Source organism: Geminicoccaceae bacterium (assembly GCA_020638465.1).
In the GTDB taxonomy this organism is placed as follows: domain Bacteria; phylum Pseudomonadota; class Alphaproteobacteria; order Geminicoccales; family Geminicoccaceae; genus JAGREO01.
Genome location: JACKIM010000001.1, coordinates 827,902 through 846,194 on the forward strand (window position 1 = coordinate 827,902; position 18,293 = coordinate 846,194).

General features: G+C 61.6%; 14 protein-coding genes. 9 read left to right on the forward strand and 5 right to left on the reverse strand.

Features of this window, described 5'->3' with window-relative positions:
• The first annotated feature begins 75 nt into the window (after positions 1-75).
• The 5 genes from H6851_03935 to H6851_03955 all read left to right on the forward strand — a co-directional run bounded on the left by H6851_03935 (position 76) and on the right by H6851_03955 (position 4,738).
• On the forward strand, positions 76-1,161 hold the full coding sequence (locus H6851_03935) for a malate/lactate/ureidoglycolate dehydrogenase (GenBank protein ID MCB9942759.1): 1,086 nt from the start codon (positions 76-78) through the stop codon (positions 1,159-1,161).
• Between the two features lie 4 nt (positions 1,162-1,165).
• A complete protein-coding gene (locus tag H6851_03940; protein ID MCB9942760.1) occupies positions 1,166-2,269 on the forward strand; it encodes an NAD(P)/FAD-dependent oxidoreductase in 1,104 nt (367 codons plus the stop codon).
• 170 nt (positions 2,270-2,439) lie between these two features.
• Positions 2,440-2,631 (forward strand): hypothetical protein, encoded by a 192-nt coding sequence (locus H6851_03945; protein MCB9942761.1) that lies wholly within the window; start codon positions 2,440-2,442, stop codon positions 2,629-2,631.
• Positions 2,632-2,840: 209 nt separating this feature from the next.
• Positions 2,841-4,178, forward strand: coding sequence for a GGDEF domain-containing protein (locus H6851_03950; GenBank protein MCB9942762.1), 1,338 nt, complete (start codon positions 2,841-2,843; stop codon positions 4,176-4,178).
• A 128-nt stretch (positions 4,179-4,306) separates the two neighbouring features.
• Entirely contained in the window at positions 4,307-4,738 is a 432-nt protein-coding gene (locus tag H6851_03955) for an EF-hand domain-containing protein (GenBank protein MCB9942763.1), read from the forward strand.
• Positions 4,739-4,812: 74 nt separating this feature from the next.
• Here the strand turns inward: H6851_03955 and dnaE are convergent, their stop codons facing one another.
• Positions 4,813-8,286 (reverse strand): DNA polymerase III subunit alpha, encoded by a 3,474-nt coding sequence (dnaE, locus tag H6851_03960; protein MCB9942764.1) that lies wholly within the window; start codon positions 8,284-8,286, stop codon positions 4,813-4,815.
• A 108-nt stretch (positions 8,287-8,394) separates the two neighbouring features.
• Positions 8,395-9,231 (reverse strand): S-formylglutathione hydrolase, encoded by an 837-nt coding sequence (gene fghA, locus H6851_03965; protein ID MCB9942765.1) that lies wholly within the window; start codon positions 9,229-9,231, stop codon positions 8,395-8,397.
• Positions 9,232-9,562: 331 nt separating this feature from the next.
• On the opposite strand from fghA, the gene H6851_03970 reads away from it, so the two are divergent.
• From H6851_03970 to H6851_03980, 3 genes are read left to right on the forward strand one after another with little or no spacing between them, the layout of a single operon-like run.
• Positions 9,563-11,491 carry a propionyl-CoA synthetase gene (locus H6851_03970; GenBank protein ID MCB9942766.1) on the forward strand — a complete coding sequence of 643 codons (1,929 nt, stop codon included), beginning with the start codon at positions 9,563-9,565 and terminating at the stop codon, positions 11,489-11,491.
• Between the two features lie 36 nt (positions 11,492-11,527).
• Positions 11,528-12,184, forward strand: a complete 657-nt coding sequence (locus H6851_03975; GenBank protein MCB9942767.1) for a rhomboid family intramembrane serine protease — start codon at positions 11,528-11,530, stop codon at positions 12,182-12,184.
• Positions 12,185-12,212: 28 nt separating this feature from the next.
• Positions 12,213-12,950: a sulfite exporter TauE/SafE family protein gene (locus H6851_03980; GenBank protein MCB9942768.1), complete on the forward strand. Its 738-nt coding sequence runs from the start codon at positions 12,213-12,215 to the stop codon at positions 12,948-12,950.
• A gap of 356 nt (positions 12,951-13,306) precedes the next feature.
• Here H6851_03980 and H6851_03985 read toward each other — a convergent pair whose 3' ends face one another.
• The 3 genes from H6851_03985 to H6851_03995 all read right to left on the reverse strand — a co-directional run bounded on the left by H6851_03985 (position 13,307) and on the right by H6851_03995 (position 17,368).
• Positions 13,307-14,029 (reverse strand): Bax inhibitor-1/YccA family protein, encoded by a 723-nt coding sequence (locus H6851_03985; GenBank protein ID MCB9942769.1) that lies wholly within the window; start codon positions 14,027-14,029, stop codon positions 13,307-13,309.
• 103 nt (positions 14,030-14,132) lie between these two features.
• Complete coding sequence (locus H6851_03990; protein ID MCB9942770.1) at positions 14,133-16,658, reverse strand: hypothetical protein; 2,526 nt, start codon at positions 16,656-16,658, stop codon at positions 14,133-14,135.
• Positions 16,655-17,368 (reverse strand): ABC transporter ATP-binding protein, encoded by a 714-nt coding sequence (locus H6851_03995; GenBank protein MCB9942771.1) that lies wholly within the window; start codon positions 17,366-17,368, stop codon positions 16,655-16,657. The genes H6851_03990 and H6851_03995 overlap by 4 nt, the downstream gene beginning before the upstream one ends.
• Before the next feature lie 77 nt (positions 17,369-17,445).
• On the opposite strand from H6851_03995, the gene H6851_04000 reads away from it, so the two are divergent.
• Positions 17,446-18,081 carry an arylesterase gene (locus H6851_04000; protein ID MCB9942772.1) on the forward strand — a complete coding sequence of 212 codons (636 nt, stop codon included), beginning with the start codon at positions 17,446-17,448 and terminating at the stop codon, positions 18,079-18,081.
• Positions 18,082-18,293 lie beyond the last annotated feature (212 nt).

The window sequence follows — 18,293 nt, forward strand, 5'->3', positions numbered from 1 at the left end:
ATGCAGGAACGGAGGATATGGCCTCAAGGCCGTTTGTCGTGCAAAAAAACGACGTTCTTTCACGGGGAGTTAATCATGGACATGCACAATCTTGAACCTGCACTGCTGGAAAGGCTGGCCTATGCGACCGGACGGGCGATCGGCAGCCCGCATGACGAGGCGAGCGAAATGGCCAGGCACCTGGTTGGCGCGAATCTGGCCGGCCATGATTCTCACGGCGTCGGAATGCTGCCCGACTATGTCCGCATGGCTGCGGCAGGACTGCTGGTTCCGGGCCGGGAGCTGCGCACGGTTCTCGACATGAGTGCGCTTCTGGTGGTCGATGCAGGCCGCGGCGTGGGACAATGGATGGCGACATCGGCAATCGACATGGCCATAGAACGGGCCCGGAAAATGGGGAGTTGCACCATGGCGTTGCGCAACAGTGCCCATATCGGCCGCATCGGTCACTATGCCGAACAGTGTGCGCAGGCTGGCATGGTGTCGATCCACTTCGTAAATGTCGCCGATCACGACCCGCTGCAGGCTCCATGGGGATGCCGCGACGCGCGGCTGGGTACCAACCCGTTCGCCGTGGCCATTCCCGGCAAGGATGGTCCCGCGCTGGTGCTCGACATGGCAACGAGCGTCATTGCCTTCGGGAAGGCTCGGGTTGCCCGCAACAAGGGCATCGCCGTGCCGGAAGGCGCACTGCTTGACGAGAACGGCGAGCCGACGACCGATCCCACGACCTATGTCGATACGCGGCGCGGGGCGCTGAGATCGTTCGGCCAGCACAAAGGATCGGGTCTTGCGATCATCTGCGAAATGCTCGGAGGGGCGCTTACCGGCGGGCTCACCATCCAGCCGGACCACCCGCGCCAGGAGGGTACTGTCAACTCCATGTTGACGGTGGTCATCGATGCGGGTGCGATGGACGATGGCCAGCAGCGTTTTGTTCCCGAGGTCGAGGCGATCAAGGATTATATCCGCCAGTCACGGGTGGCGCCGGGCTTTGACGAGATCCTCATGCCCGGCGAACCCGAGAACCGTTCGCGTACCGGGCGCAGTCGTGACGGCATTCCGATCGACGACAAGAGTTTGAGTGACATTCTCGAAGCGGCACGCAGTGCCGGTGTGGAACACGGTGTGATTGCCGAGATCGAGGCGGCCAGGAGCTGAAGTGATGGATCAGGTCGAATGTGTGGTCATCGGCGCGGGCGTCGTAGGTCTGGCCGTGGCCAGACGCCTTGCCATGGCAGGCCGCGAGGTCATCGTCATCGACAAGGAACCGCTCATCGGGAGCGAGACGAGTTCGCGCAACAGCGAGGTCATCCACGCCGGCATCTATTACCCGACGGGCAGTCTTCGCGCCCGTTATTGCGTCGCCGGCAAGCAGTTCCTCTACCGGTATTGTGTGGAGAAAGGCATTAATCACCGCAATTGCGGCAAGCTGATCGTGGCGACCTCGCCCGACCAGAACGAGCGGCTGCTGGCGATCAGGCAGAAGGCCGCGGAGAATGGCGTCGCCGATCTTGAACTCTGGCCGGCCGAACGGGCCATGGAGATGGAGCCGGCCCTGTTCTGCACGGGAGCCCTGTGGTCGCCATCGACCGGCATCATCGACAGCCATGGATTGATGCTGGCCTATCAGGGGGATGCCGAGGACCATGGAGCCTTCATAGCACTCAACACCCCCTTCGAACGGGCCAGGGTCACGGCCGACGGCATCGTCATCCAGGCCGGCGGCGATGCGCCGATGGAGCTGCTGGCGAAGATGGTGATCAATTCCGCCGGCCTTCACGCCCCGAATGTTGCGCGTCTGATCGAAGGTATCGACGTGAGCAGCCTGCCGAATGCATACTATTGCAAGGGCAACTATTATACCCTGCCGGGAAGGTCGCCTTTCACCCGGCCGATCTATCCCATGCCGGGCAAGGACGGCCTCGGCGTGCACGTCACGGTCGATCTCGGCGGCCAGTGCAAGTTCGGGCCCGACACGGAATGGATCGACAGGATCGACTATGAGGTCGACCCGCGTCGTGCCGACGTGTTCTACGATGCCGTGCGGCGCTACTGGCCTGCCATCGTGGATGGCTCGCTGGAGCGTGGCTATGCCGGTATCCGCCCGAAAATCGCACCGGAAGGGGCCCCGGCCGAAGATTTCGTCATTCAGGACCCGACATCCCATGGAGTGCCCGGCCTCATCAATCTACTCGGTATCGAGAGTCCGGGCCTGACCAGCTCTGCAGCCATCGCCGAGGCCATCGCCGCAAAACTCGGGGCATGAAATGAAGGATGTCCTGCACAATTATCAATCAATAGGAGAAAGTCTCATGATCAATTACTAGGCGAACCCTATTGCGCAGGATCACCTTTCGGATGTAAGTATGTCTCCCGATAAAGAAGGTTTGCGCCGCAAGACGGGTAGTCATGCATCTCGACAGGGTGGCTGAACAGATGAATAAGATAGCGATGTGGCGGCAACAGCCGTTGTTGTGGCGTACGGTACGAGTCGACGAGCACCGCATCGACCGTCACTTCTACAAGCACAATACCGAGCTGGGCATCAACGGGCGTCTGGTCATTTGCGCCATGAGTCTCGCACTGTGGACCGGTATCGTAATGGTTGCCAGCATCATCGTCGGTTGAACCGGCCATGGGGTTTCTTTGATTGATGGCGAAAGCCGGCGGTGTGCAACGGTAGGTCCGTGATGTTGCCCGTGGCCTGCAAGGAGAGTTGTGGGCTTCCTGAAACAGGCTACCGTTCCACCGCAAGGCACCCTTAACCTTTCGCAGCTATCATTTCGTCTCCAGTTTGCACCGGCATGTTGTCCGGCCCAACCGAAACGAGACGGATCTTGTTTCAAGAACAACAATCCCTAGTCGCCGACGGACCGGACAACGTGTTTTACTGGCAGTATCGTCATGATGGCGAACTGATCCAACTGCTGGCCATTCCTGCAGCACTTTCCCCACTGATCGAAAGCAGCCACTTCGGAATTCCTCTTTCCCGGTTCGTTTCCAGTGTCCATGGACCACCATTGGCCGTGCTGAAGGAGTGGCTGACCGATGGCAGGGAAAGATCTCCACTGCTCCTCACACTCCAACCGCCAGCCGCTCTTGAGCCTGACGGAGATGCACTGACAATCCGCCTGCAGCATCTGCCGTTCAAGCCCCCGCAGGGCCAGTCTCGCGGTACGGCAGTTCTGCTGCAGCCGCCCGTTCCGTCCGCGCCGGCCGACGATATCGCAGCACTCGTTCGCCATCTGCGAATCGTGCCCGATGCAGCCTTCCTTTATGTCGTGGACAACGGCTGGACATTTGCCAATCCCGCGGCAAACGCCCTTCTCGAACCGGATACCGGCTCTCGTGACCAACGACTCGAGTCGCGCATGCCCACCAGCCTCGCCAGGCTGATGGGACACATGGCCGAAGGTGTGATCGGCGGCAGCCGGCATCGCAGGGTCGAGTTCTCCGCCACGCACCAGACCCTTGGCATGCGCTGGTGGTCGGGATTATGGCTTCCGATACCAGGAGCCGAAGGCGGGATCCTCGGGGTCTGCGCCATTCATCGCGATGTATCGGAAGAAATACGGTTGCGGGGCGACCTCCTGCGTGAACGCAAGGCGCTTGTGAGACTGGCCTCGACCGATCCGCTCACCCGCCTCGCCAATCGCCGGAGCTTCCTCGAACGGTTTGCCGAAACAGCCGTCACCCTTGCCAGCACCCAACGTCAGGTCGGCCTCATCATCTTCGATATCGACCGGTTCAAATCGTTCAATGACAACTACGGCCATGCGGTTGGCGACCGGATCCTGACCCGGGTCGCCGATGCCGTCAGGCAATGCAGCCGGCCAGGGGACATCCTTGCCCGTTGGGGAGGTGAGGAATTCATCCTCTGCTTGCCCGAAGTCGCTCTCGAACAGACGATCGCCGTAGCCGAACGGCTTCGGTCGGTCATCGAACAAAACTGCGGCATGGAACATCGCGGAGAATGGCTGAACGTGACAGCGAGTTTCGGCGTCACGTCCAGTCCCGCCATTCAGCTCACCATCGACAATGCCATCGAGCACATGATCCATCGTGCCGATACCGCGTTGTACGAGGCCAAGAACTCAGGCCGGAACCGTGTCTGTCAGGCAGCCGTCGAAAGCGACGCTCAGGCCCCGACGGCCGACGATACTTTTCTTTTCTGACTCTCCTTCTCCGCTGCATCCTCGCGAACAGGCGTCACCGCCGAACCCGGTCTGACAGGCAATATCTCTGGCATCGTTTGCAAAGTAATATATCATCACATCGAGATATAATGAATGGAGGAAGATTCATGCGCCTTTTCCGCCTCGCCGCCCTGTTGCCTTTCCTGCTGGTGACAGTGCCCGTTGCCGTGGCCCAACAGCCGGGTCAGCATTTCCTCGACAACTGGGATCTCGACGAAAGCGGCGATGTCAGCGTGGACGAACTGAGGGAACGGCGTGGCGATGTCTTTTCATCGTTCGACCATGACGACAACGGGGTGCTCGACGAAGACGAGTACGACGTTTTCGACGAGGCTCGCCACAGCGACATGCAGAACGAGCCCGGCAGGGGCAAGGGCATGGATCATGTCATGCGCGGGCTCGAACGGCAGAACAATGATGCCGACGGCGATGGCCTCGTGAGCCGCGAGGAGTTCGTGGGTAACAGCGACGCCTGGTTCCGCTCGCTCGACCGAAATGAGGATGGCATCGTCAACACCGACGATTTCGGCCGCCACTGACCGGAAGCCGGGGAAGTTCCTCATCCCGGCAGGAACGCGGATTGCCTCTCCCGGCCGTTTCAACCCGAAGCAATTCAGTTCGCCACGCGCAGTCGCGTTTCCGTCGGTGCCTCAAGCAGGCGGGCATGACGGACCGAGTCGATGTCGCCGACGCGATCGAACGGCAACAAATGCTGCTCGGGAAGTTCGACCACTGCGTGGCAGTTGCGCCCGGCCGGAACGTGCAACATCACCCGCGCGCCACCACCGCTCGCTTCGGTGAGCATGTCGCGGATTTCGGCCAGCGCCTCGATCCGCTCGAGTTCGATGGTGACCTGCGATCTCACTGACTTGGCCCGGTTCATCAACGGTTCGATCGATTGCGCCTGGAGCTTGACCTCGCCATTGTCGACCCGTGCGTCGACCACCACCAGAAGTGGTGCACCGATCTCCATGAGCGGGCGGCTCAGTTCGAGAAGTTCGTTGAACATCATGACTTCGAACTGGGCACTGAGATCGGAGAGACTGAGAAAACCTATGCGGGAACGTTGCGTCTTGCGCTCCTGCTTGCCGACCACGACTCCGGCCAGCCTTACGGGCCGTCCCTCGATGGTCCGCTCGGGATCGAGGATCTGGGCGGCCTCCATCGTGCCGACTTGTGCCAGAACCGGGCGGTAGCCCTCGAGCGGGTGCGATGAGAAATAAAAGCCGATGACATCGAATTCATGGGCAAGCCTCTGCATCTGCGGCCATTCGGTGATCTCGACCGCCTTGGGACGCGGCATCTCGATCCCGCTTGCGCCGAACAATCCGACCTGACTGCTGGCCATACTCTCGCTTTCGGCATGAGCATGCTGCAGCGCCCGCTCGATAGTCTCCATCAACGAGCGGCGATTGCTGCCAAACCCGTCCAGGGCGCCAGCCTTGATCAGCCCCTCCAGCAGGCGCCGGTTGAGCGTGCGATTTCCTACCCGGGTGACCAGATCGAAAATATCCGTATACAGGCCACCTCGTTCGCGCTCGGCTACAAGAGCTTCCATGGCCTGTCGACCGACACCCTTGATGGCGCCAAGCGCGAACCGGACGCTGGCCCCGCTTTCTCCCTTCCCTTCTTCCACCGCGAACTGGGCATGAGACGCGTTGACATCGGGCGGCAGCAGCTCGATGCCACGCCGTGCCATTTCCTGGCGATAGGCCGCGAGCTTGGGCTGGTTGCCCATTTCCATGCACATCACTGCAGCGTAGAATTCGACCGGATGGTTGGCCTTGAGGTAGGCCGTATGGTAGGCGAGCAGTGCATAGGCGGCGGCATGGGACTTGTTGAAACCGTATGACGCGAACTTGGCCACGCTGTCGAAGATCACGTTGGCCAGGTCTTCGTCGATGCCGCGTTCTTTCGCACCGGTGACGAAGGTCTCCCGCTGGGCATCCATCTCCGCCTTGATCTTCTTGCCCATGGCCCGGCGCAACAGGTCGGCACCACCCAGCGAATAACCTGCGAGCTGCTTGGCAATCTCCATCACCTGTTCCTGGTAGATGATGACGCCATTGGTTTCCTTGAGGATCGGCTCAAGCAGCGGATGGAGATATTCGGGCTCCTCGAAACCGTGCTTGACCGCAATATAACGCGGAATGTTATCCATCGGGCCCGGCCGGTAGAGCGACACCATGGCGATGATATCCTCGAAGCAGTCGGGCTTGAGCTGCCGAAGCGCATCACGCATGCCGCCCGATTCCAGCTGGAAAACACCGCTGGTCTCGGCCCGGCTCAAAAGGTCGTAGGATGGCGGATCGTCGAGCGGCAGCGTCGAGAGGTCCAGCGCCGTGCCGCGTCGATTGACCAGATTTTCCGCCAGCTTGAGCATGGTCAACGTGGTGAGGCCGAGGAAGTCGAACTTGACGAGCCCGGCCTTTTCCACATCCTTCATGTTGAACTGGGTAACGGGCATCGAGGACCGCGGATCGCGATAGAGCGGAACCAGTTCCTCCAGCGGCCTGTCACCGATGACGATACCGGCTGCGTGGGTGGAAGCATGGCGCGGCATGCCTTCGAGCTTGAGGGCAACCTCGATCATGCGCGCCACGGCGGGGTCATCCTTCTTCGCCTCCACCAGCCGCGGCTCCATGTCGAGCGCTTGCGCCAGCGTTGGCGGATTGGCCGGGTTGAAGGGCACCATCTTCGAAATCCGGTCGACAAGACCGAACGGCAGTCCAAGAACCCGGCCGACATCGCGCAGCGCAGCCCGTGCCTGCAACTTTCCGAACGTGATGATCGCAGCCACCCTGTCGCGGCCATACTTCTCCTGGACGTAGGCGATCACCTCGTCACGCCGGTTCATGCAGAAGTCGATGTCGAAATCCGGCATCGACACGCGCTCGGGATTGAGGAACCGCTCGAACAGCAGGCCAAAGCGCAACGGGTCGAGATCGGTGATCTGCAGTGACCAGGCGACCACGGAGCCTGCACCCGAGCCACGGCCGGGGCCGACGGGTATGTCGTTGCTCTTCGCCCACTTGATGAAGTCGGACACGATGAGAAAATATCCGGGAAACTTCATCTGGACGATGACGTCGAGCTCATATTCGAGACGGGCACGATAGGGTTCCGGGTCCGCAATGCCGTGCCGGGCGATACGTTCCTCCAGACCGTCGTGGGCTTGCGCCCTCAGTTCGTCATCCTCGTCACGCCCCGCCTTGCTGTCGAAAGGCGGCAGGATCGGCGCGCGTGCGGGTGCGGCGAATGCACAACGCCGCGCAATCTCCAACGTATTGGAAATGGCCTCGGGCAGGTCGGCAAACAGCTCGACCATTTCGTCCTGCGACTTGAAACGGTAATCAAGCGAGAAATGCCGACGATCCTCGACAATCACCTGGGTGCTTTCGGCAATGCAGGTCAGCGCATCATGCGCCCCGTGCATGCTCTCATCGATGAAATGCACATCATTCGTAGCGACGATCGGGATGTCATGCTCGTAAGCCATGTCGAGAATCGGTTTCTCGGTTTCGAGTTCTTCAGTCTCGTCATGGCGACCGATCTCGACATAGAGCCTGTCACCGAATGCGCGCTTCATGTCGAGAAGCAGGCTGCTTGCGGCCTCCCGCTCGCCTGCAAGCACCAACCGCGCGACCGGCCCTCCGGCTCCGCCGGTGAGCAGGAGCAGCCCCTCGTTCATGGCATAAAGGTCATCCATGGCGAATGTCAGGTCCGCTCCCGGGTCGCTTTCGAGATAGGCGCGGCTCATCAGCCTGAGCAGGTTGCCATAGCCGATCTCGTCCTTGACCAGAACCACCACGGATGGCGGGCGCTGGTTGCGCCGTGCCGCCGGAGAGCCACCCGTGCTCGTCTCGATGTATACAGGCAGCACCGAGCCCAGAATGGGCTGTATACCGCCACCCATCGCCGCCCCGCCGAAGGGCATGACCCCGAAGAGATTTGCCCTGTCGGTAACACCGACCGCGGGCATGTCCGCCTGGCGGCATGCATCCACCAGCGCCGCATGGGTGATCGCGCCCTCCAGCAGCGAGAACGAGGAGCGGACACGCAGATGAACGAATCGCGGTTCAGGCATCGTCTTTCCGGATATGATAACAGAACTGGAGGCGAGATCGTGATGCTGCAACACTGGGAGTCTCAAGAAAATCAACTCAAGATAGGTTAATCTTGGAGTTACATCACCCTAAAGACGCGCAGCATGCCAGTCGACATGATCGGTCATGAAGCTGGAAATGAAGTAGTAGGAGTGATCGTAGCCCTCATGACGGCGGAGCTCCAGCGCGATGCCTGCATCGCCGGCAGCCGCCTCGAGCAATTCCGGCTTGAGTTGCTCAACGAGAAAGCTGTCGGCAAGCCCCTGGTCGACGAGGATAGCGGGCACACTCGCGCCATCCTCGATCAATGCCGTGGCATCGTAGTTCCGCCATGCAGCGCGATCATCGCCAAGATAACCTGACAATGCCTTCTCGCCCCAGGGACAGCGCATGGGCGAGCAGATCGGCGCGAACGCCGAGACGGAGCGGTAAGTCTGCGGATTCTTCAGAGCAATGGTGAGCGCACCATGCCCACCCATGGAATGCCCCAGGATGCCCTGCCGGCCGCTGTCGACCGGGAAATTCGTTGTCACGAGCTGCTGCAATTCTCCGGTGACATAATTGTACATCCGGTAATGAATCGACCACGGCTCGCAGGTTGCATCGACATAAAATCCCGCTCCGCTGCCGAAATCATAGGCATCGTGTTCACCGGGAAGGTCGAGCCCGCGTGGACTGGTGTCCGGACAGACGACAATGATGCCATGCCTGTCGGCAGCCTGTTGGAAAAAACCTTTGGTTGTCACATTCTCCCAAGTGCAGGTCAGCCCCGAAAGATACCACAATACCGGGCAATCGCCACGTTCCGCCGACCGGGGCAGGAAGATGGAGAAGGCCATGTCGGTACCGGTTTCCGTCGATGCATGCCTGAAGACCTTCTGCCATCCGCCGAAACTCTTCCAGGCGCTGATCTGTTCGAGGCTCATGGGCACAGTTCCCCATTGTCCAGTGTTTTTGATATCGGTCCAGTGTCACACGGGCACCGAACATTCATCTGGCAACGGACGTGACCCCGCAAATCCGCTAAACCCCGTACCAGCCATCTCGTTGCCTGCTCGTGTCCGACACTGCCCAAACGATGCGACTGGCTCAACCACAATAATATCCACAACAACGATCCCCATGGGCGGTCCGCTGTACCGCGGGCACCCCTTCTTCTCCCTGCGGTCACCGAGGGGGCGTTTCGCCGCGCCGGACTAGGCGGCGATCATGGAGATTGTTAGATTGAATCAGCAGAACAGACGCTCAGGGACGCCCATGTCGACAGCAAACACCGGTTATCAGCCGATCTATCGCCAATCCCTCGAAGATCCGGAGACATTCTGGGCCGAAGTTGCGCAGGAACTCGACTGGATCCGGCCACATGATCGGGTGCTCGAAACCGACGAAAGAACCTACTACCGCTGGTTTGTCGGGGGCCAGATCAATACCTGCTACAACTGTGTCGACCGGCATGTGAAGGCCGGGCACGGCGATCGCCTGGCCATCATTCATGACAGCCCGATCACCGCCAGCCAGCGCAAGATCACCTACGCCGAACTTCAGGACCTCGTGAGCCGTTTTGCCGGAGTCCTCCGCTCCAGAGGAGTGGAAAAGGGCGACAGGGTCATCATCTACATGCCGATGGTCCCCGAAGCGCTTGTCGCGATGCTGGCTTGCGCCCGCCTCGGTGCGATCCACAGCGTCGTCTTTGGCGGCTTTGCCTCCAACGAACTCGCGACCCGTATCAATGACTGCACTCCGAAGGTGATCGTCGCCTCGTCCTGCGGCATCGAGCCCGGCCGTGTGATCGCCTACAAGCCTTTGATCGACAAGGCTATCGAGATGGCGGTACACAAACCGCAGACGACCATCATCCTCGCTCGCGAACAAGCCGCCGCGGAACTGGTCGAAGGACGCGACTTCGATTGGGCCACAGAGATGGCGTCGGCGGAATCCGTCGATTGCGTACCCGTGGAAGCTACGGATCCGCTGTATATTCTCTACACTTCGGGCACTACCGGGCAGCCCAAGGGCGTGGTGCGAGACAATGGCGGGCATGCCGCAGCTCTTCTCTGGTCGATGAAATACATCTACGCGGTAGAGCCCGGCGATGTCTATTGGGCCGCCTCGGATGTAGGCTGGGTCGTCGGCCACTCCTATATCTGCTATGCTCCGCTGCTCAATGGCAACACCACCATCGTCTATGAGGGCAAGCCCGTCGGCACTCCCGATGCCGGGGCATTCTGGCGTGTCATCAGCGAACATGGCGTCAAGGTGCTGTTCACCGCACCCACGGCCTTCCGCGCAATCAAGAAGGAGGACCCCGAGGGTCGTCTTCTTCAGGACTACGACCTGTCCCGCTTCGAGCGCCTCTATCTCGCCGGCGAGCGCTGCGATCCCGACACCCTGCTCTGGGCCGAGAAGGAACTGCGTGTACCGGTGATCGATCACTGGTGGCAGACCGAAACCGGCTGGTCGATCTGCGCCAACCCGATGGGTATAGAACCGATGCCGATCAAGCCCGGTTCGCCCACCGTTCCCATGCCCGGATATGACGTCCAGATCCTCGACGAGGAGGGCCTGCCCGTCAGCGGGCATGGCGATATCGGGGCCATCGTCGTCAAGTTGCCCCTGCCGCCCTCCTGCCTGCCGACCCTGTGGCATGCGGAAGCCCGCTTCCACCAATCCTATCTCAGCCGCTATCCGGGTTACTATCTGACCGGCGATGCGGGCTTCAAGGACGAGGACGGCTACCTCTATATCATGAGTCGCATCGACGATATCATCAACGTAGCCGGCCATCGCCTGTCAACCGGGGGCATGGAGGAGGTGCTCGCAGGCCACCACGACGTCGCCGAATGTGCCGTGCTGGGCGTCAATGACCAGCTCAAGGGCGAACTGCCGATGGGCTTCGTCGTGCTCAAGAGCGGCGTCGACCGTCCTGCGGAGGAGATCGTCCGGGAACTGATCACCAAGGTGCGCAACGAGATCGGCCCGGTCGCCGCCTTCAAGCTCGTGGCAATTGTCGGTCGACTTCCCAAGACCCGTTCTGGCAAGATCCTTCGCGGAACGATGAAGGCCATTGCCGATGATGCCAGTTGGAAGATGCCCGCCACGATCGATGACCCGGCCATCCTTGACGAGATCGCCGAGGCTCTCAGGGGGTTGGGCTATGCACATTCGCACCCGACCCGGGGTGCCTGACGCCGGGCATCGGGTCTGCCTTCGAAAATGCAGGCCATGAGCGGCTGGGGCGATCGCCGCCAGCAGGGCGGCGGACGACCGGACAACGTCACGCCGTTCCGTCGCAACGGGGGCCGGCAGCCTGGGCACTCGTCCTCGCACCCCCCTGCCATCAACCTGCCGCCCGCGACGAAGGTGGTGGCGCTGGTCCTCGTCGTCATCCATGTCCTCGACTGGATCAGCGGTGGAGCGATCGCCCGCTATTGCGTCTTCACCGGCCTGCGGTTCAGCCTGCACAGCCTGATCACGCTCTTTACCTATGCACTGATCCACGCCAATCCAGGTCATCTGGCGATGAACATCGTCAGCCTCGCGATCCTCGGCAAGGTGCTGGAGCCACGCATTGGCGCCCGGTGGCTCGTCATCATGCTGGCGATGGGGTCAGGCGTCGGTGCCATCGTCCATACGCTGATCTCGTCGGGCTATCTCATCGGCATTTCTGCCGGCGTCGGAGCGCTCTACGGCGTGGCGCTTCCGGGGGCGAAAACGGGTCGTTTCGGCCCCTATGACCGGCTCATCATCCTGCTCTCGATCCTGTTCGTGGCGGTGAGCGTACTGGGCCTCATGCTGCCGATCCTCCCCGGTGTCGCCCATGCCGCCCACCTTGGCGGCTTCCTTGCTGGCCTGTTCATGAGCCATCGCCTCATCCGCTGATCCCAACCCAAGACAGGAAATTCGAACAATGTTCGGTGAAGTAATCGGTGACGGGACGGCGTGGCTGCTCATCCTCGCAAGCGCCGGCACATCGCTCTTCACGGCTGCGTTCGGCATCGGCGGCGGGATCCTGCTGCTAGCCCTCATGGGCCTGTTCCTTCCCGCCACGGCCCTCATCCCCATTCACGGGATCGTCCAGATCGGCTCGAACGCCGGCCGTGTGGCGATCATGGTGCGCAACGTGCAGGTGTGGGTCCTGGCACCCTTCGTCGCAGGCAGCATTCTCGGGGCCGCGCTCGGCGGCTCGATTGCCGTGCAACTGCCACCTGCGTGGATGAAGATTGGCCTGGGATGCTTCATCCTGTTTTCCGTCTGGCGCCCGACGGCCACAACTCTGCGGAACCATTCGCTGGTCGTCGGTGGTGCCTTTTCCAGCTTCCTGACCATGTTCTTCGGCACCACCGGCCCGTTCGTGTCCACCCTCATCAAGTCCCTGAAACTCGAACGACTGGCCCATATCGCCACCCACAGCGCATGCATGACTGCCCAGCATACCGTCAAGGTCATGGCCTTCGGCATCCTCGGCTTCGCCTATGTGCCCTGGCTGCCGTTCATCGCCGTCATGATCCTCAGCGGCTTCATCGGCACGCTGATTGGCCGCCGCCTGCTCATGGCGATGACCGACACCCACTTCCACACCATCCTCAAGTGGATCCTGACCGCTCTCGCCCTGATGCTGGTACGCGAAGGTTGGTCGCTCCTGTAGAAGCTTCTGCATACAGCAGCAGCGACATTGCGGAGATCGACCGGCGCCTTCTCCACCGGGTCTCCCGCTGGAAGGCCGCGCAGCTGTTGAAGGTCTGCTGGATGGTAAGCGGTTCGTCGTTCCCGTGGTTGCGGTCTGTATCTAATCGGCGAAGATTGAGCGCTGAGTAGGCGGGTTACAGGTTGAGGGTATTCGCGCGTGGTCCATGATCCTGCGGCTGGTAATGCGGTTTTCGGCCGATAGGGGACTTGCCTGAACATGGAACTGACTCCAACCGGAGAACCGCCCGAAAGAAAGAAAAGCCCGCTTCGCAAGAAGCGGGCTTCCTCAACCCATCCGCGTGAACGGCTCCGGGTTTAATCGCGATTACCGAACAGCTGCAGCAGCATCATGAAGAGATTGATGAAGTCGAGATAGAGCCGGAGGGCGCCCATGATCGCACCCTTGGTCTGAATGCCGCCATCGGCGTATTCGAGACCGCCGACATATTCTTCCTTGATCGCCTGGGTGTCGTAGGCGGTGAGACCGATAAACACCAGCACACCGATTATGCTGACCGCAAACTGAATGGCCGAACTGCCGATGAAGATGTTGACCAGGCTGGCGATGATGATACCGATCAGGCCCATCATCAAGAACGAGTGGAACTTCGACAGGTCGGTCTTGGTAGTGTAGCCATAAAGGCTCATGGCACCGAAGGTTGCTGCCGAGATAAAGAAGACCCGGGCGATGCTCTCACCGGTGAATACCAGGAATATGCTGGCGAGCGACAGGCCCATGACCACGGCAAACCCCCAGAAGGTCAGCTGTGCCGCGCCGGTGCTCATCTTGTTGATGCGAAAACTGAACAGCATGACGAAACCGAGCGGGGCCAGCATCACCACCCACTTCAGCGGCGTACCGAAGATGAGCTGGAGCATGGCAGGGCTCTGCGAGGTTGCAAAGGCGGTCAGGCCGGTGATCACCAGGGCGATGGCCATGTAGTTGTAGACCGACAGCATGTAGCTGCGCAGCCCCTGGTCCAGACGCTCGGCGGAAAGCCCGGCCGGCGCCGAATTCGTCATGGAACGAAGATCCATCTGGGGTATCCCTCCAAAATCCGTCAGATACAGTGTTACTTGTGGAAAGATATGGTCGTCGGCCGTTCCTGTTCAAGGAAGAATCGCCTCCGATCACAGCCGATCACGAATGTCTGAGAATCGTTGCTGCCGGCACCGTCAGCGTCCGGCGCAGGACGATGGCACCGATCGCGGCCGCGAGCACGATCGCAGCCAGCGCCGTCAGTACCACGACCCGCCAGGCCAGGTCCCAGGACAGTCCCATCACCGGCGAGATCAGGATCCACGCACCAAAACCGCCTAGAGCGCTGCCGACGATGGCAGCAACCACCCCAAGCCCCGCATGCTCCAGCAGCAGGAGGTTCATGATGTCACGCCGCCGCCCGCCCAGTACCTTCAGCAGCACCGCTCGACGGATCTGCTGCCGCCGCGAGGCGACGACGGCACTGGCCAGTACCAGCAGCCCGGTTGCCAGCGTCACCACCGCGACCACGCGGATCGCCAGCGCGATCCTGCCCAGCAACTCGCCCACCCGCTCGACGGCATCGCCGATGGCGATAGGCGTCACATTGGGAAGTTCCCGGGCCATGCGGTCCATCAACCGTATCTGCGCATCCGCAGGCAGGTCGATCGCCGCAACGGTGGTATGCGGCGCTTTCTCGATCAGTCCGGGACTCATCACGAAGACGAAGTCGAGACGGCCGCGCGACCAGTCGATCTCCTTGCGCAGATTGGCGATTCGAGCCTCCAGCGTGCGACCCAGCACGTTGAAGCCCAGGGTGTCGCCGACCCCGACACCATAGCCCCTTGCAACCTCCTCTTCCACCGACACGAGTTGCTCGCCGTCGTGGTCCGCCGGCCACCACTCGCCGGCGACAAGCTCCGTGCCTTCCGGCTCGCGCGCCTGATAGGTCAGGCCGCGGTCGCGACGGGTGGTCCAGCGCACATTCTCGGCGATGCTGACCTCGTCGACAGGCTTGCCGGCGATCCGCACCACCCGGGCGCGCAGGACCGGAGCCAGTTGCAGGATGGCCGCCTCCGGTTCTTCGCCCACGAGTTGCCTGAAACGCTCGACCTGGTCGGGCTGGATGTCGATGAACACGAGCTTGGGAGCCCGGTCCGGCAACTGGGTGAGCAATTCGCGCTCGATGTTGTGCTGGAGCAGGCCGACCATCACCAGGGCCGCCAGTCCTGCACCCATGGCGACGACCACGCTGGTCGCACCGTTCCCCGGTTGGGAAAGCGTGGCAAGCGCCATGGACAGCCGCGGCCCTGCCACCGGCCGCAGGCTCCTTGCCGCGAGCAGGAACAGCCGCGCGGCAACTGCCAGCACCAGCATCACCGCGATAACCGATGCGAGGAACACTGCGGCAATCTCCATGCGCGGCGCGCCCAGCACGACGAGCGCAGCCAGCGCGACGGCGATGCCGGCGAGAATTGTGTAACGCGACCGCCGCGCGGGTGTACGTCCCTTCTGTATACCGGAACGAAACAGATCCGCCGGAGCCACGTCGCGGCAGCGCGCGAGCGGCAACCAGGCGAAAAGTGCCACCGTGAGAAATCCCACGGCTCCCGCATACAATAGCGGCACGATCTCGATGGCAGGCTCCAGCGCGACCGGGAACAGCCCGCTCACGAGCGGTGCCGCGACAAACGGTACCAGCTGGCCGAGGACCATGCCCGCAACGGTGCCGCCGAGCGCGAGCGCGGTGAGCTGGCTGCCATAGATCTGGCCGATATCACCGGAAGCAGCACCGATGGAACGCAGCGTGGCGATGCTGTCCGTCTTGGTCTCGAGATAGGCGCGCACCGAAAGGCCGATGCCGAGTCCGCCGATGACCAGCGCGGTCAGGCCCGCCATCATCATGTATGTCGCCAGACGGTCGGTAAACCGGGCCACCTGCGGCTGGACATCCGCCTTGCTGCGCACGCGCCATGGCGCATCCGGATGGTCGCGCTGGAGCCGCTCGGCGGTTTGCACCGCCTGTCGGGAGTCCGTCAGCGCCATGTTGTATTCGTAACGTGCAAGCGCACCCGGAACCAGAATGCCCAGGCCGTCCAGCGTTTTGCGGTTCATCATCACCCGCGGGCCCAGCGCGATATAGCCGCCGATCCGGTCCGGTTCGCGCAGAAGCAGACCCGAAATGGTGAGCATCTGCGAACCGATGCGCACCTCGTCACCTACGGCTACACCCAGCCGCGCAAGCACGGATGGCTCGACGAGCATGCGCCCCGGTGCCAGCATGTCGGCCAGAGGCGCCATCGGCTCGCGGTCAAGTTGACCGAACAGCGGATAAACATCGTCTACAGCCTTGATCTCGACGGCGATGTTGCGCTCCTGGCCATCCTCTCCGCTGCCGCCATAGACGATGGCATTGGTGCGCACATTCGAAGTCACCCGTGCTCCTTCGGGTGTCAGATCGCGCAACTCGGCATCGGCGAGGTCGATATTGGGCTGGCCAATGGAGATGTCGCCACCGAGCAGCGCCGCGGCGTCGCGCTCGACCGCACGCTCGATGGTCGCATTGAGCACGCCCACCGAAGCGATCGTCGCCACCCCCAGCGCTGTACAGGCGAAGAAAATCACGAATCCGCCAAGACTGCCGCGCAGGTCACGCCGGGCGATCTTCCACAGTTCCAGCAACCTCACGACGGACTCCCGACCAGTTCCGCCTGTGGATACGACCGCCCTGCCGTCCCAGCATCGCGCAGGCGACCATCCTGCATCGTGACCGACATGTCGCACATCGTCGCAAGGCCCGGATCATGCGTGACCAGCAACAGCGTGGTGGATCGGTTGTTGCGAGTCTCGAACAACAGGTCGATGATCTGCCGTCCGGTCCCGGTGTCGAGATTGCCGGTGGGCTCGTCGGCAAGCAGCAGGTCGGGATCGTTGACGAGCGCACGGGCGAGTGCAACGCGCTGCTGCTCGCCGCCTGAAAGCTGTCCCGGATAATGGGTCAGCCGGTGCGACAGGCCCACTTCGTCGAGTCGCTCCGCCGCCTTCCTGTCGGCATGGCCAATACCGGCAAGTTCGAGCGGCAGGGCGACATTCTCGGCCGCGGTCATGGTCGGGATGAGATGGAAGGACTGGAAGATGATGCCCACATGCCGCCGGCGAAACAGCGCCAGTTCATCCTCATCCAGCGCGGTCAGCTCGGTATCGGCCACCCTGACCGATCCGCCGCTGGCCTTCTCGATACCGCCGATCACCGCGAGCAGGCTGGACTTGCCCGAACCGGATGGCCCAACGACACTGGTGGACGTACCCCCTTGGACATTCAGGTCGACGCCCTTGAGAATGTGAACCTTGCCGGCCTGGCTTTCGAGTTCCAGATGCACATCATGGATTTCAATCATTCCCGGAACATCCAATGTCAAAACTGTTCGCCGCAGCACAACAGATGGACCGCCTGGCCATGCGTCTCAAGGTCCGGATGCAGTTCGTTACATTTTTTGCCGCCGCCGCAACGGTCGGGATGGTCATGTTCAATACTCCGGCCGCCGCCGTTGAGTCATGTCGACTGGCCGTGCTGGGCGACAGCCTGACAGCGGGTTACGGCGTTCCCGAAGGAGAGGCATTCCCCGATCAGCTGCAGCATGCCCTGAGCGAGCGGGGCGTCGACTGTCAGGTGATCAATGCCGGCGTTTCGGGCGACACCTCTGCTGGCGGAAGGGCACGACTCGACTGGGTGCTCGCCGACAAGCCCACTCACCTGCTCGTCGAACTCGGAGCCAATGACGCCCTGCGCGCCCTGCCGGTGGACCAGCTTCGCGACAATCTCGATGCCATCGTCGGCACGGCGCAGGGACAGGGGATATCGGTGATGCTCGCGGGCATGCTTGCGCCGCCCAACCTGGGAAACCAGTACGGCAGGGACTTCGCCGCGATCTACCGGGAGGTGGCGGAACGTCACGGCATTCCGCTCTATCCCTTTTTTCTCGAAGGTGTGGCCGCCAACAGGGAGCTGCTGATCGAGGATGCCATGCATCCCAATGTCCGGGGAATCGCCACGATCACTCGATCGATCATTCCCTCGGTCGTGGATTGGATTCACTTGGGAATTGAGTAAAATTTGATCTGTTCTATTCCTACTTGACATAGAGATGGCCCGGAGTCATCAAGTGGCGCAGCCAGCGGTTCCACTCCCGGCTGAGCGCAAAATGGGGTTGTCACCCGGGCTGGACCGGCCGCGAAGAGTTGCTTCGATCCCTTGAATGCAAGCACTTACCCACAAACTGTTGATAAGGATGGGGATAGCTCCAGGCCTGTGCACATCTATGT

Excerpts from the sequence above, each read along its gene's own strand:
- H6851_03975 (MCB9942767.1), top strand. The coding sequence starts at position 11,528 with ATGAGCGGCTGGGGCGATCGCCGCCAGCAGGGCGGCGGACGACCGGAC.
- H6851_03970 (MCB9942766.1), top strand. The coding sequence starts at position 9,563 with ATGTCGACAGCAAACACCGGTTATCAGCCGATCTATCGCCAATCCCTC.
- H6851_03940 (MCB9942760.1), top strand. The coding sequence starts at position 1,166 with ATGGATCAGGTCGAATGTGTGGTCATCGGCGCGGGCGTCGTAGGTCTG.
- H6851_03935 (MCB9942759.1), top strand. The coding sequence starts at position 76 with ATGGACATGCACAATCTTGAACCTGCACTGCTGGAAAGGCTGGCCTAT.
- H6851_04000 (MCB9942772.1), top strand. The coding sequence starts at position 17,446 with ATGCAGTTCGTTACATTTTTTGCCGCCGCCGCAACGGTCGGGATGGTC.
- H6851_03945 (MCB9942761.1), top strand. The coding sequence starts at position 2,440 with ATGAATAAGATAGCGATGTGGCGGCAACAGCCGTTGTTGTGGCGTACG.
- H6851_03980 (MCB9942768.1), top strand. The coding sequence starts at position 12,213 with ATGTTCGGTGAAGTAATCGGTGACGGGACGGCGTGGCTGCTCATCCTC.
- H6851_03955 (MCB9942763.1), top strand. The coding sequence starts at position 4,307 with ATGCGCCTTTTCCGCCTCGCCGCCCTGTTGCCTTTCCTGCTGGTGACA.
- fghA (MCB9942765.1), bottom strand. The coding sequence starts at position 9,231 with ATGAGCCTCGAACAGATCAGCGCCTGGAAGAGTTTCGGCGGATGGCAG.
- H6851_03995 (MCB9942771.1), bottom strand. The coding sequence starts at position 17,368 with ATGATTGAAATCCATGATGTGCATCTGGAACTCGAAAGCCAGGCCGGC.
- H6851_03985 (MCB9942769.1), bottom strand. The coding sequence starts at position 14,029 with ATGGATCTTCGTTCCATGACGAATTCGGCGCCGGCCGGGCTTTCCGCC.
- dnaE (MCB9942764.1), bottom strand. The coding sequence starts at position 8,286 with ATGCCTGAACCGCGATTCGTTCATCTGCGTGTCCGCTCCTCGTTCTCG.